General features: G+C 40.4%; 14 protein-coding genes. All 14 read left to right on the top strand.

What is annotated here, in order from left to right:
• Positions 1-17: 17 nt before the first annotated feature.
• The 14 genes from AC0YN7_RS20070 to AC0YN7_RS20135 all read left to right on the top strand — a co-directional run bounded on the left by AC0YN7_RS20070 (position 18) and on the right by AC0YN7_RS20135 (position 14,918).
• Positions 18-743, top strand: coding sequence for a hypothetical protein (locus AC0YN7_RS20070; RefSeq protein ID WP_475811803.1), 726 nt, complete (start codon positions 18-20; stop codon positions 741-743).
• Positions 744-771: 28 nt separating this feature from the next.
• Positions 772-1,158, top strand: a complete 387-nt coding sequence (locus AC0YN7_RS20075; RefSeq protein ID WP_475811804.1) for a GntR family transcriptional regulator — start codon at positions 772-774, stop codon at positions 1,156-1,158.
• Positions 1,159-1,171: 13 nt separating this feature from the next.
• Positions 1,172-2,110 carry an ABC transporter ATP-binding protein gene (locus AC0YN7_RS20080; RefSeq protein ID WP_475811805.1) on the top strand — a complete coding sequence of 313 codons (939 nt, stop codon included), beginning with the start codon at positions 1,172-1,174 and terminating at the stop codon, positions 2,108-2,110.
• Positions 2,107-3,009 carry an ABC transporter ATP-binding protein gene (locus tag AC0YN7_RS20085; RefSeq protein WP_475811806.1) on the top strand — a complete coding sequence of 301 codons (903 nt, stop codon included), beginning with the start codon at positions 2,107-2,109 and terminating at the stop codon, positions 3,007-3,009. Before AC0YN7_RS20080 ends, AC0YN7_RS20085 begins: the two co-directional genes overlap by 4 nt.
• Positions 3,002-4,300: an ABC transporter permease gene (locus AC0YN7_RS20090; protein WP_475811807.1), complete on the top strand. Its 1,299-nt coding sequence runs from the start codon at positions 3,002-3,004 to the stop codon at positions 4,298-4,300. Before AC0YN7_RS20085 ends, AC0YN7_RS20090 begins: the two co-directional genes overlap by 8 nt.
• Before the next feature lie 77 nt (positions 4,301-4,377).
• Entirely contained in the window at positions 4,378-4,701 is a 324-nt protein-coding gene (locus AC0YN7_RS20095) for a UvrD-helicase domain-containing protein (RefSeq protein ID WP_475811808.1), read from the top strand.
• Positions 4,698-5,243 carry a hypothetical protein gene (locus tag AC0YN7_RS20100; RefSeq protein ID WP_475811809.1) on the top strand — a complete coding sequence of 182 codons (546 nt, stop codon included), beginning with the start codon at positions 4,698-4,700 and terminating at the stop codon, positions 5,241-5,243. Before AC0YN7_RS20095 ends, AC0YN7_RS20100 begins: the two co-directional genes overlap by 4 nt.
• Before the next feature lie 90 nt (positions 5,244-5,333).
• A complete protein-coding gene (locus AC0YN7_RS20105) occupies positions 5,334-5,579 on the top strand; it encodes a 3'-5' exonuclease (protein ID WP_475811864.1) in 246 nt (81 codons plus the stop codon).
• Between the two features lie 588 nt (positions 5,580-6,167).
• The gene (locus AC0YN7_RS20110; protein ID WP_475811810.1) at positions 6,168-7,985 is read left to right on the top strand and encodes a sensor histidine kinase; all 1,818 of its coding nucleotides are present in this window, start codon (positions 6,168-6,170) and stop codon (positions 7,983-7,985) included.
• A gap of 1 nt (position 7,986) precedes the next feature.
• Positions 7,987-9,537, top strand: coding sequence for a response regulator transcription factor (locus AC0YN7_RS20115; protein ID WP_475811811.1), 1,551 nt, complete (start codon positions 7,987-7,989; stop codon positions 9,535-9,537).
• Between the two features lie 105 nt (positions 9,538-9,642).
• Entirely contained in the window at positions 9,643-10,968 is a 1,326-nt protein-coding gene (locus AC0YN7_RS20120; protein ID WP_475811812.1) for an ABC transporter substrate-binding protein, read from the top strand.
• A gap of 70 nt (positions 10,969-11,038) precedes the next feature.
• Positions 11,039-11,923: a carbohydrate ABC transporter permease gene (locus tag AC0YN7_RS20125; RefSeq protein WP_475811813.1), complete on the top strand. Its 885-nt coding sequence runs from the start codon at positions 11,039-11,041 to the stop codon at positions 11,921-11,923.
• A gap of 147 nt (positions 11,924-12,070) precedes the next feature.
• Positions 12,071-12,775: a carbohydrate ABC transporter permease gene (locus AC0YN7_RS20130; RefSeq protein WP_475811814.1), complete on the top strand. Its 705-nt coding sequence runs from the start codon at positions 12,071-12,073 to the stop codon at positions 12,773-12,775.
• Between the two features lie 40 nt (positions 12,776-12,815).
• Positions 12,816-14,918, top strand: coding sequence for a DUF5054 domain-containing protein (locus AC0YN7_RS20135; protein ID WP_475811815.1), 2,103 nt, complete (start codon positions 12,816-12,818; stop codon positions 14,916-14,918).
• Positions 14,919-15,055: the final 137 nt, after the last annotated feature.

The raw sequence follows: 15,055 nt of genomic DNA on the forward strand, positions 1-15,055 counted from the left end.
TGGAAGGAGCAAATCATTTGAATGACTGGAAGGCCGCATGGTTTCTCGCTAAGCATGAGTTAGTTAAGGATCGTTGGAAATCACTATTTTCATTAATCTTTATAGCGTATATATTGCTTTTCAGTGTTCCATCATTTGAACAGAGCTTACGTGGAGATAGAGATGTAATGACAAGTTGGGCTACGGACTTCATTTATATACTTATCCTTCCGTTATTAGGCTTTGTAATGAATCAATCGATGTTTAGTTACTGGAAGTATAACTCTTATACAAAGAAAATGGCACAATGGCGTACGATGCCTATTTCCTCCAAACAGATTGCGATAGGTCGATTAATTCAAATGACGATCGTATTATTTATAGCTCAACTCATATTTTTTAGTGCTCAATACGGTTTGGTAAGCGCAATGGGCAGTGAAATATTGCTTTCGGATTTTGGACTATATGCTCTGTTATGGTTCGGTTATTCACTAGTGGTCGCAGTCTTTTATGTTTACTGGGAGATTGGGTATTCAGGGAAAATGTATTTCATGATAAGCATGTTATTCAGTGCTGTGATTTTGATTCTAACAATCGGTTTGGGAGCTTTGAAGCTTGGAAATTTAGTCTTTAACTCATTGGAATTCATACAGCAAGGTCATTGGTGGATATCATTTGTTGGTCTGGCTATTGGCATTGGAGCACTGTTGGTCGGAGTAAAACAATTAGTAAAGCGTCTTGATAAACGGAGTTATACGATTTAAACAGGGTTGAAGGAAAGAGGGTGTAGTCGTGCGGCTCCCAATTCAAATTAATGAACAAAGCGCGGAACCGCTCTATCATCAGATCGAAGTGCAGCTGCGCGCATTGATCGTCAGTGGGCAATTAACAGAAGGTACGCTCCTTCCATCGATTCGAGAGCTTGCTCAGACTGTAAAATGCAGTGTTATAACGGTCAAACGAGTGTATAACGATTTGGAAGCAGAAGGCTTGCTTCGAACTCGTCAAGGAACAGGCACATTTGTTGCCAAAGTTGAGGAGCAAGAGCGTGATCGGCATCGACTAGCAGCAATTATTGAAGCTCTTGAGGCTGCTGTTATAGCTGGCAAGATGGTGCAATGTACGGAGAAAGAGCTGGAACAAATGTTTAAAGAAGCAATGAAAAAACACTTTGAATGAAGGAAGTGGAATCATGCTGGAAGAGACGATGGCGATTCAGTTGAAAGGGGTCGTGCAAAACCGTCCGAATTTCAGATTAGGGCCGCTGCATATGAACATACCAAAAGGTTACATTACAGCAATTGTCGGCCCGAACGGCAGCGGCAAGAGCTCAACCTTTCGTCTCATGCTTGATTTGGAGAAAGCGGATGAAGGAACGATAGAACTGTTGGGACATAAAGTGGGAAATGGAGTAGATGCAGAGTTGAAGAGTAGAATCGGATATCTGCATGATCAGTCATCTCCGCATGAGGATAAAATGAAGGCGAGAGAGAAAGCTGAATTCCATCGGTTTTGGTACAAAGACTGGAATATTAATCGGTATAAAGAGCTTTTGCAGCTTTTAGAGGTTGATGATAACCAAACACTTGCTAAAATGTCGAAGGGGATGCGCCGTAAATTTGAGTTTGCATTGTCTCTGACACATAGTCCTGAACTACTTATGCTAGATGAGCCGTCATCTGGGCTCGATCCGCTTGCTTGGAAAACGATGATTGAAATTTTGCATCATTTTATGGACCAAGGCGATCGAACCATTCTAATGACTTCCCATATTATTGAAGAAGTAAAACGTCTTGCCGATTATATTGTTTTTATGGCCCAGGGTCGGGTGCTTGGCATGTACGAGAAGGATGAGTTATTCAGCAGCTGGTTTACCTTATTTATTAGCGGAGAAGTATTGACAGCAAAAAAAGCAGCGAATATTCCTGGCCAATGCGGTGTGGAGCATGCTGGAGGAACGACCTATCGTATTACTACCAATAAAGCGGCAGAAGCCGAACGATGGTGTGCAGCAGAAGACTTGAAGATCGTTAGTCGGCAAGCTCTTGAGCTTGATGAAATTATGAGTGCGTTATTGCTGCAGGACAGATTGAGTATCAGAGCTAACGAAATGAAGGGAGCAACAAAATGAATCCATTAATAGTAGAAAAAATCGTCAAACAGTATGGAGATAAGAGAGCAGTAAACGGTATTAGCTTTGAAGTAAGTGAAGGGGAAATATACGGATTACTCGGCGCTAACGGTGCTGGAAAAACAACAACGATGCGGATGGTGCTCGGTCTCATCTATCCCGACGAAGGCAAAGTATTGTATCAAGGAAAGCCTTACAGCAATAATGAGCTTCGTAATCTCGGTTATTTGCCAGAGGAAAGAGGTCTATATCCTAAGGTGCGTGTAAGTGACCAACTCATCTATTTGGGTCAGCTGCGGGGGATGACCAAGAAGGACGCGGATCAAAATTTGAAGCGCTGGCTTGATCGATTCGAGGTTCCGGAATATTACAGTAAGAAGGTTGAAGAGCTATCCAAAGGTAATCAGCAAAAAATTCAATTTATAGCAAGCATCATTCATTCTCCGAAAATTGTTATTCTTGATGAGGCTTTCAGCGGACTTGATCCAGTAAACGTGGAGCTCTTGAAATCTACGGTTAAGGAGCTTCGGGATTCTGGAACAAGTATACTATTCTCGACCCACCGTATGGAGCATGTAGAGGAATTATGCCGCAACATTACCATTTTACATCGCTCTAATGCCGTTTTAAAGGGAAGCTTGAAAGATATCAAGAAGCAATTTCCGAAGGAACGTGTCATTTTAAGCACTGAAAACGAAGTAACAGGACTTAAGGATATTAAAGGTGTTACAAAAGTAACTCGCCATGAGTATGGCTATGAAATCGGAATTGCAAACGAAGCGGTTGGCGGCGATATTTTGCGTCATGCGATGGGGCAGTCAACGATTCAGCGGTTTGAGATCAAAGAGCCAACATTGAATGAAATATTTATAAAAACGGTAGGTGATAGCCATGAATAGTTTTTGGACGGTCGTCGGTTTTACAATAAAGAACAAATTCAGAGGCAAAGCGTTTCTGATTACTACTTTAATTATTGCGGTCATTATAACGATTGGTATGAATCTTCCTTATATCTTTTCTCAATTCAGCAATGGCGATAAAATAACAAATGTCGGTTATGTTCAATCTAGTGATATCAAGGTCGGTGATCAGCTAAAAACGTATTACGAATCGCAGGAGAAGCCAGGCATTAAGCTTGTTGCATTCGAGGATAAAGGCTCTGAGGCTGCTAATGAAGCAGAGCTTAAGAAGGCTATAACAAATAAAGAGATTAAAGGATATCTGCAATTCGGAGAAATGACGGAGAACGGCTTCCCGCAAATGACGTATAAATCGGAGAAGCTTATGGAGTTTGGAGTAACGGAGGATCTGGAAAGCGGTCTGCAGGTTATTCGTCAGCAAACCATACTTCAAGATGCTGGCTTGACGGAAGAACAAAAAGCACTTTTATTTTCAGCTATAAGTATTGATACCGTTCAAATTTCTGCAACTGAAGGCGCAGGCAGTATTGGCAATGGAAAAACGCCAGAGCAGCAAGGAATGAATATGGTGCTCGTATATGCTATCGTTATTCTTCTCTTTATGGCTATTATGATTACAGGTCAATTGATAGCTTCCGAAATAACAGCAGAGAAGAGTTCACGTGTTATGGAGCTGCTCATTACAAGTGTTTCTCCACTTAAGCAAATGTTCGGTAAAATACTAGGTATGTTTTTCGTGGGTCTCATCCAGATTTCAGCTTACGTTCTCGTTATTATCGCGAATGTTTCATTACCGCATAATATCAAAATACTAAAAGATATGAACATCGATCTTGGACAAATCGACATAGCATTATTACTTTACGCGGTTCTATTCTATCTAACTGGTTACTTCCTATTCGCGACACTGTTCGCAGCAGTAGGATCGATCGTCAGCCGTACTGAAGACTTAGGTCAGGCTGTATTACCAATAACGATGGTTTCACTAGCTGGTTTCTACATCACGATCTTCAGCATTAGCAGCCCGGATAGCATGCTAGTAAAAGTAACTTCGTTTATTCCTATATTTTCGCCTTACGTTATGCTGCTGAGACTCGGATTATCCGACCCAGCACCATGGGAGGTACTGGTGTCAATCGCTCTTCTGCTCGTCACTATCTATGCTGCTGTATGGATATCCGCCAAAATCTATCGTACTGGCGTACTTATGTATGGCAAGCGCCCTAGCTTTAAAGAGATTCGTAAGGCTATGAAGGCTTATAAGATTTAATCGTTCGCAAATAGTTTATTTTTTGGTTTATTGACGGGAATGGTTGCAAACTTCATGTAAGAAAAAGAACAAGAGATATGCACGCCGACTTGTATAAATATAAGAAAATGTTTTGGGAGAAAGGAATTTTACATTATGATGATGTGTTAGCTTTGTCTTGGGAAATATTACACAATCATCCCGAAACTTTGAGAGTCATTCGTTCTAAATTTCCTTATATTTTCGTGGATGAATTTCAAGATACCAGTCCGATTCAAGCAGAAATCCTGAAATTAATCGCTGAGAAAGAGACTATTATGGGTGTGATTGGGGATAGTGCGCAGTCCATTTATAGTTTTCAAGGAGCGGATGTTGAGCAGTTTAACAGTTTTCAGTTGTTGAATATGATGCTTATCAAATGAAAGATAATCACAGAAGCACTCAAGAAATCCTAAATCTATTGAACAAGATTCGGAGGGATATCACACAAGAAAGCCCCGAAACAAAGAAAGGGGAAAAGCCACTTATCATTGTAGGAGAGCCTTTTTCAGTTGTTAATCACATTCGAAGTTTAATAAGCACGGATAATTTATACACGCTCTCCTTTTCTAACGTCTCAGCGAATTCTATGAGAGATAAAGTGGAATATGAGGATAATGTTCCATCGACAACTATTGATGCAATTCTTTTCGAGAACGATTCCAATAGAGAGCGAAGAAAAGTAATAGTTTCTATGATAAAGGCTGTTGAATTTGCAAGACAAAAAAGCTATAAGGAAGCACTTCATGAGTTAAGCAAGTATTTGAACATAGAGGACAGCCGGAGGCAAGCCATCTTGATCATCCATCAAATGTTGAGTGCATATACGGAATATAGCAGTAAATCAATTATGGATTTTTATGAAAAAATAAAGACAACAACTTCCTTTAAATTACCCAAGTTTCAAATGAGAAGTGGTAGCTAAACACCTGCTGAGTCTTTTTACAGAAGTACTAATTACTCTGAACTTGCTTTACTCATTAAAAATCAAGAAAAAGTTGGATTTGATCGAACTATTCACCAAGCAAAGGGTAGCGAGTTCAAAAATGTTTTAGTCATCGTCAAGCCTAAGCCTAACCAAAAATATGATGAAAAAAGAGATTTTAGTTTTCTGTTGAGTCCAGATATACGAAACGAAAACCATAGAGTTTATTATGTAGCCGCAAGTCGAGCTCAAAAAAATCTTTATATTTGTGTTCCAAGCTTATCAGCAGTTGCAGCAAGCAAATTAAACGGGGTTTGTGATATTAATTATTTATAACAGAACTTCGTTTACTTTGGAGCTACTTTGCTAATATATATTGGAATGAACAACCTCCCCCTATGCAAGGAGTTAATTTCGTTTGGTAGATGTGCTCTCGCATGACGTATTGTGAAGGTGAATGAAATCTCATTTATAACTGTAAATAGTGCCTTTTTCTTTATCTAAAAGTCTCAACTATAACTGTTACTCACAAGTGATGTGAGTAACGGCTGACGTCGTTCGTACGTTTGCCATTACATTCGCGAGGATTCAAATGTACTTCAACGCGAGGATCTCCGTCAGAAGTTCCAGTTGTATTAATCTGAAACGGATAAACTTATTATTCAAATTGGTTTAATGGATAAGAAAAAAAGCACCAACCATAATGGTTGGTGCTTTTTAGCATGGGGCCACTTAAGGATAATGTAACAGTCTAGTATCCGCATTATTGTTTATAATCGATCCGTTGAAACTTTGTTATTGTCATTGACGAATCATGGGGTTGTCCATTATTGTGAAGTAAGTTTTAGTTAAATCGGTGGTTGATTCACCTAGCAACATTGCTCACCTATCAATAACTATTATTTCAAGAGGACGGATGCTTAGATGAATTTATGGAACAAAGAGCGCTGGAATAACCGATTTCGCTCCATATCTACGAAGATGATTGTGTCATATTCCATACTACTGGTCGTCGCTTTAAGCACATTAGGTTACGTTGCCTATGTGAAATCCTCCAACTCCATGGAAGCGGATATGAGAACCCACTCGTCCAAAGTATTGGAACAAACGATGCTGTTAATGGATGAATATTTCTCTAATATTGAGAATTCAATACAGTCCGTAGCTGTTAATCGAGATGTTATTGAAGCCTTAAAGAATTACAACGGGAACTCCGATTATTCAAATTATATGAATAAGCAGCGGGTTGTTAGTTTGTTGAAAGATGTCCAAGTAATAAAGCCAGATATTTATAACATCATGATCTATAATCAAGAGTTCCATATGAGCTCGATGATTCCTTCTATTAATTTTAACTCCCCTTTTTTGCAGCAAGTATGGAAAGATACTCATAACATGAAACAATTGGAAATAACGTATTATGGTAATCATTTAACCAACTATTATTATATCCCGTACATTCAGGACCGAATATCTCTAACCTATCCGATCCGAGATTTGAATAGTTTTAGCACGTCTAATCTAGCTGTATTTTTAGTAGATGTAAATTTCACTAAAGTTTCTAACATTATTGACCAATCCGTTCTGGAACAGGGAGATTTGGTGCTGCTTGTCGATCATAATAATAGTCCGCTCTATACAACTTCAGCTGATACGACACAAGGGATTGAGCTGGTTAATCAAGAGAAATATCGGAACATGATTATGGAGAAGCAGAATGGGGACTTCATCACTGAAGTGAATGGGAAGAAGGTACTGCTCAATTTCAAGAGCTCTGAGCTAAATGGATGGAGGTTAATATATATTAGCGAGTTGATTACCGTGAAGAAGAATATTCATGAAATGGCTAAATTTACTTTATATCTCCTTCTATTATGTTTGGTCGTCAGTGTCTTTATTGCTAGTCTCTTATCCCGATTCAATACACGGCCGATTATCAATCTTGTTTCTTATATGCGTGAGGCTGGTAGAGGTCGGTTTCATCTAAGAATTCCGAAGAAACCAACATCTTATGAATTTCGCGTACTTAACGATGGATTTAATTCGATGCTGGATCGGATAGAAAAGCTGATGGGTGATTTGTATTTAGAGGAAATTCGAAAGAAGGAAGCTGAGTTCAAGGAGTTGCAGGCAAAGATCAATCCGCATTTTCTCTATAATACACTGCAGACGATTCACTCTCTTGCTGTGATGGAACGAAGTCGGGACGTAGAGCGAGTTACAGTGGCCTTTGGAAACTTACTTCATTATACGATATACGAGAAGAACGATATGGTATACCTGTTCAAAGAAATTGAATATATTAAGAGCTACTTAGAAATTCAGAATATTCGTTACAATGGAACCATTGATACTGTCATCGAGTTAGACGAGCAGGTTGAGCGCTCACAGATCATGAAGTTATTACTTCAACCAATTGTTGAGAATGCTGTATTTCATGGATTAGAGAACAAGAAAGACAGAAGGCTCATAAGTATTATTAGCATAATCAAGGAAAAGGTGCTCATTCTCGAAGTAAGCGATAACGGAGTCGGAATGTCCGAAGAGAAGCTCACCGAGCTTAAAGCTGATTTGGAGTCCTATTCAGAATCGAATATTGTGAGGGAAGGAAGACAAGGAATAGGCTTTCTTAATGTTCATGAGCGAATTAGATTAAAGTACGGGGAGCCTTATGGAATTAAGATTCTGAGTCGCCGTTACGAAGGGACCAAAGTGCAAATTCACATACCTTGGGAGGATTAACATGAAACGTGCAATTATTATCGATGATGAGATGTTAATCGTTCAGTCTATTAAAAAATTAATCGAACGCAATCAACTTGATATTATTATTGTCGGTGAGGCATTTGACGGCTTGCAGGCGTTAGAGATTATTAAATTGGAACGACCAGATTTTATCATTATGGATATTAGAATGCCTCAAATGGATGGATTGGATGTGATGCGTGAGCTCAAGGAACAAAATATTCATCTCAAAGTTATTGTTCTGTCCGCATTCCGAGAATTTGAATACGCTCGCCAAGCAATTGATTATGGAGCGAGCGGATATCTTGTTAAACCAGTCGATGAGGTGAAGCTTGTTGAAACTATAGGCGTTGTAGTACGTGAGTTGGATGAAGAAACAGAGAACGATCAGTTGAAGCAGTCAGTCGTACAATTGGAGCCGATGATTCGGGAAAATTTGTTGCGTTATTTAATTGTGGATTATGAACTGTATCTAGACATGAATCAAACAATAGGCTACCGCCATCATTTCAATGAAGAAAAATGCCAACTCGCTATTATTATGTTTAAGCATCATATTACAGTATCCCGTAATGAAATTGGAAAAATATTAGAGGGCAAACAAGATAATCGTTGCTCTCTGACGAGTGGAGTCGTCTTCTTCAATCATAACGATGAACTCGTTGTCATATACGAGCAAGAAGAATATTTGAACCGAATCGAAGCAGCGCTGCATAAAGAATTCGCAGATGAGTTCATCATCGGGATTAGCCGTGCGAACTATGCGCTCAAGCAGCTAGTAACGGCTTACAAGGAAGCCAAAATGGCTTTGGAAATGCGGTTTTATAACGATCAAGTAAAACGGTTTGAGTATGCAGTTGAGGCAAGCTGGGATAATAATTTTTACAATGATTCGGGGAGGATTGCGCAGTTCTTCGAGCAAGTGTCACAAGGCATGCGTGAAGAGGTTCTTCAGTACTTAATTGATACGGAGAAACAATTGACGAGTAGCAAGAACAGACGACCAGAAGAAGTGTACCAGTTCTATTATGAGCATGTGGTAGCTTTGAAGAAAGTAATTCAGCAATCAAGCCTATTGACGGATAAGGACGGAAAATTACCGCAACTGATCCAAGCTATCGGCATAGAAGAGCTGAAGACATATGCGACGTTATCTGTACTGGCCTCTTCGATCTATGAATTGACGGTACAGTTATTTGATCTAATGGATAGGAATCGCATGGATGCAGATGGGCGGGTTATTACGAAGGTATTAAAGTATTGTGAGGAAGGTTATGCTCAAGAGATCACGCTTGAGAGTATTTCAGAGCAGGTTAATATGAGCAAAAATTATTTCAGTGCCTTCTTCAAGCGAAAGACTGGGGATAATTTTTGGGATTATCTCACTGCAGTGCGTATGGACAAGGCGAAAGAGTTGTTACGTACGACCGAGTGGAGTGCAGGTACAATAGCAACGAAGGTTGGTTACAAAAATCAGAGCCATTTTGGTAGGGTTTTCCGAGAGGGCACGGGGATTACTCCGAATGAATTCCGGCAAAGGATGAAGTGAGGAATATTAGAACAAGATTCGGAATATCTGATTATGTCAAAGGAATTGTATGCGTTTTATAATAAAAGTGCAGGGAAATAAATAATCACTTTGGGGGTAAGACAGATGAAAAAAATACCTTTATTAATTGTAATGATGTTGATTGTTGGGCTGTTGGCTGCGTGTGGGACGAGTAATAAAGAAGAGAAAGCCGGCTCATCACCATCGCAAAATGTAGGGGGAGATGACCAGGCAGCGGATACCAACAAGAAATTTACATTGAAAATTGTGTCATCAGGCAATGAAGATGATGGTTTGGACATCGCAACTGAAATTTATAAAAGAACATATCCGAATGCAACAATCGAGGTAATTACTTCACCGTGGGGCGATGGCGGACAAGAGATGCGGAATAAAGAATTGATTCTGCTGAGCAGTGGACAAGCTCCTGATATCGGCAAGATGGTATGGGGGAAGGAGTTTTTCAAATCCGGCGTGCTTGAAGATATTACGGATGAAGTAAAGACATGGGAAAACTATTCCAAGCTATCCGAAGGACAGAAGCAAAGGATTACCTACGACGATAAGATTTTCGGAATAACAGCGAGCAATAATTCGGTATTCCTTTTATACAACAAAGATATTTTAAACAAAATAGGCGTTACTGAACCTCCGAAAACAATTGAAGAGTTAACGGCAATTGCTGAGCTAATTAAAGCCCAAGATTTGAAGACGGATGATGGCAAGACGATTTATGCGACTAACTTCGAGGGTGGCAATTGGGCAACAGATTATTGGTTATGGTCCAATGGCGGTCAACAAATGAATGAAGATTACACGAAAACGTTGATCGACTCTCCGGAATCTATTGCAGCCTTCCAAGTAATGAGTGATTTCGTTAAAAATGGTTGGGCTCCAAAAGTTGATGGTACTTACGACCAAATGTGGTTGAATGGACAAATTGCATTCTTCCCAACAGGAGACTGGGCCGTCGCTTCAACGGTAGATGCGGGAATCGATGTTGGTTATACTTTATTGCCAATAGGTAAAAGTGGACAGAGCATTACAAGTCTAGGCGGCGTTGAATGGGGCGTATTCAAAAATTCCAACAACAAAAAAGAAGCATTGGATTTCTTGAAGGTCATGGTATCAGAAGAATTCCAAATGAAGTTCTCTCGCGGAGTTAGCGATCTGAGCTTATATGATAATGAAGAAAGGCAAGCAGCGTGGAAAGAAGAAGGTACTTTGGAAGCAAAGCTTGCGCTTCGTGATCAAATGAAGGATTCACAATATAACTTCCTTGAGGCTCCTTACTTGTACCCGGACGGGGCGAAGGTGTACAAACAAGCATTAGAGCGTGTTCTAATTGGTTTGGAAGATCCAGAGAAAGTAATGAAGGAAGCGGCTATTCAAATTAATAAAGGGATCGAAGAGGCCCTTCAGGCCGAATAATCTAATAAAAAAAATGATCTAGCCGGTTGTATTTCTGGCTAGATCGATTTTTGAAGTCAGGAGAGAGAATATGGCGACCCTCACAGTCAAACAGAGGATGAAGAAACAGGGATTTGTCTATGCAGCGCTTATCCCAGCAATGATCTTTTTCGGAGTTTTTTTCTATTTTCCATTCATAAAAAATATATATTGGATGTTCACCGATTACAATTTTCTAAATGAAGGAAAATTCGTGGGTATGAAAAACATCACGAAGTTCTTCCATGATACGCAGGCGCATATGGCGTTGAAAAATACATTACTGATCACAGTAATTAGCACACCAATTACATTAATCATCTCGCTTTTCGTAGCTATGGGCGTATTCTATCTAAAGATTGGTAAAGCATTTATTCGCAGTGCAATCTTTACGACATACATCATCTCGATTATTGTCGCGGCAGTAGTCTTCAAAGTATGGTTTGGAGTGGAGCTTGGATTTGTCAACGGCGTGTTGTCGGTCTTTGGAATTTCTAAAGTACCTTGGTTAACTGATCCTACTTGGGCCATGGTGAGTATTATTATTCTTAGTGTTTGGCTACTTGTTGGATATTTCATGGTCATCTTCATGGCGGGCATATCGAATATTGATTCACAATTGTATGAAGCATCTAAGATTGATGGTGCCAATCGAACAGCTACCTTCTTTCACATTACATTGCCACAACTGAATCCAGTCATAGTCTTCTCCTCCATTATTGCGATTATGACCTTTCTGAAAATATATCCGCAGGTGATGATTTTAACTGCTGGAGGTCCTTATGGTTCAACAGAAACAATACTGATGTATTTATTCGATCAGGGCTTTACGTCTAGAAATGTTGGTTATGCATCCGTAATCGGATTCGTTATATTCCTAATCACACTACTCATTACCTTAGTTCAAATGAAGGTAACGAAGTTCTTTTCCGAATAAGGAGATCTTGCCATGCTGCATAAAGAAACTTTAAAATTCAAATCTGTTATTGCCTTTATCTTCATGTTAATATTTGCCTTACTTATGCTTTCCCCCGTTCTATGGTTGGTTTCGGCTTCACTCCAGGGGAAAGGAGAAATTTTCAAGGTGCCATTTCAATGGATTCCGTCTAATCCGTCCTTTGAGAATTATGTCTCTGCTTGGATAGCAGGGAATATAGATGCAGCCTTGTTTAATAGTGCTTTGGCATCGGTAATTATGTTACTCTTTCACGTTCTATTATGCTCAATGACGGGTTATGTTATTGTGAAATACAATTTCCGTTTCAAGAAAAGTATCATTGTTTTGATCATGGCGACAATGATGCTACCGCAAGAGATTACGTTCCTTCCGATTTATCCGGTCATCCAAAAATTGGGCTTGATCGATACCCATCTAGGCTTAGCTCTCCCGTTCTTCTATAGCGGATTTGGCGTTTTTCTGATGATGCAATTTTCCCGTTATATGCCAAATGAAATGATGGAATCTGCCCGTCTAGATGGCTGTAGTGAACCGATGATCTTCTTTCGGATCGCCATGCCGATGTTGAAGTCTTCGATGACGGCATTAGCTATACTAGCGTTTTCATTCATGTGGAATGAATTTGCTTGGGCACGAATCGTAATTACTGAGGATGGTATGAGAACTTTGCCTCTTGTGCTATCACAAATGTCTTTATCATCGGATAATTCGAAGAACATTCCTTCGTTACTGGCTGCAAGTGTCATTACGGCGGCACCAGTTGTACTTGTTTTCCTAATGTTCCAGAAGCAATTTATTGAAAGCGTTGCTAGTTCAGGATTGAAAGGCTAGGAAAATATTATTCTGATGATAGAGAGTGAGGGGTATGGCAATGATTGAGAAAGTTCATGTGATCTTCAAGACACATTTGGATATTGGCTTTACTGAAATGGCTGCTCAAGTACGGGAGGAATATATACAATCATATATTCCTAAAGCAATTCAATTAGCGAAGCAGCTAGAGGCAGAAGGTGGTCAAGCTAGATTTATCTGGACGACAGGTTCATGGTTGATCCATGAATATATGAAGAGCGGAGAATCATGCGCAAGTGAGATGGAAGAGGCGATTGAAAAAGGATATATTCGCTGGCATGGGCTTCCGTTCACCACACATACGGAGCTACTAGATGATAGCTTATTCAGCTATAGCCTAACTCTTTCTGAGAAGCTTGACCGAAAATTCGGTATGAACACCATTTCAGCGAAAATGACGGATGTGCCTGGGCATTCTCGTTCGATTATTGCTCATATGTCTAGGCACGGTATTCAATATTTACATCTGGGGGTTAATCCAGCCTCAAAAGTTCCGGCGGTTCCAGCGTTATTCGTCTGGAAAGGAGCGGATGGGTCTGATCTCATCGTTAACTATGCGGATAATTACGGCAATGTCTTAGAATTAGACGGGTTAAAAGATGCGATGGTATTTGCTCACACTGGAGATAATTGTGGCCCCCCTTCTGCGGAAGAGATCAAGCAGGAATTTGCAAGGCTTGCCGAGCGATTCCCAGGTGCGGAGATCGTGGCATCTACGATGGATGCTTTCGCAGAGAAGCTTCAACCATTAAAGTATCTGCTGCCTGTCGTTCATGAGGAAATTGGAGATACTTGGATTCATGGTGCGGCGACTGATCCAAAGAAGATTGCCCAGTTTCGCGAGCTGATGCGCCTTCGCCGGAAGTGGCTGGCAGAAGGAAGAATGGATGAGAATAGTCTTGAGCATGGGGATTTTTCTAAAAATCTACTGCTTATTGCAGAACATACTTGGGGTCTGGATGAGAAGAAGTTTCTGTTAGATTTCAAAAATTACTCGTTATCTGAGTTTCAAGCAGCTAGAACAGCTAATATTGTGCCTGAGGATGCGATTACAACTAAGTATGCTTATATAGGCGCATTTGCAATGAACGAGTTTGACCAACTATCTCAAGAGCTTTACAAGGATAAGGAGAAATTCATACGCACATATTCCATGTTTGAGAGCTCGTGGTCAGAGCAGAGAGCGTACTTGACGAAAGCGACTGACGCATTATCGGCTGAGCTTAGACAAGAGGCACGGGATGCAATCGCAGTATTGGAGCCGCAGCAGCTTGACATACCTACAGATGCAATCGAGATTCCTCTCTTCACATCTGTTCGATTGGGGCAGTTCAACGTACAGTTCGGAGAAGATGGTTCGATCGTTCAGTTATGTGATAATCAAGGGAAATCGTGGGCCGATGATCAGCACCGTCTTGGTCAATTTGTATATGAGACGTTCGGCCCGGAAAATTATCATCATTGGTTCGAGCGATATATGGAGAACATTGGTGTTACGCACAGCTGGGCTGATGCGGACTTTGGTAAGCCCGGCTTCGAGAATTTACTACCGGTTCCGCGACATGCATTGTATGCTCCACGTGTTGTAACGCTTGTGAAGTGCGAAGGGGATAAAGCGGACAAAGTATTCGTGCACCTGAAGCTTCCAGCTATAACGTTAGAATCGTTCGGGGTTCCGTCGGATGTGTATCTGGAATATATTTTCTCGAAGCAGAGCAAGAGTATCGAAGTAACTTTGAGTTGGTTCGGTAAGCAGGCGAACCGGCTCCCTGAGGCCTTTTGGTTTTCCTTCGCTCCGATGGTGAATAATTCGAACTTGTGGAAGTTAGACAAGATGGGGGATTGGATATCGCCATTTGAAGTCGTTAAGGATGGAAATCGAAATTTGCATGGCGTTCAGATGGGAATTGTCTATGATGGCGCGGACGGGAAGATGATGATCGAGACGTTAGACACACCATTAGTGGCACCTGGCAGGAGACGTTTGCTACAGTTCGATAATACGTTCGCCCCATTGGAAGAAGGCTTTCATTACCTACTTTATAACAATGTTTGGGGGACAAACTTCCCGATGTGGTATGAAGAAGATTCGAAGTTCAGGTTCAAGATCAACTTGAGTTAAATAGAAAACTAAATTGATAGTTTAGTAGCAATCGGGATCATGTGCGGTCTTACCAATAGGATTGGTTTTTATTATAATTGCCCTTTTTAAATTTCCATAACAGATAAAGAAATTGTGGTCAGAGTGGATATCAATAT

Source organism: Paenibacillus sp. J31R122 (assembly GCF_056269185.1).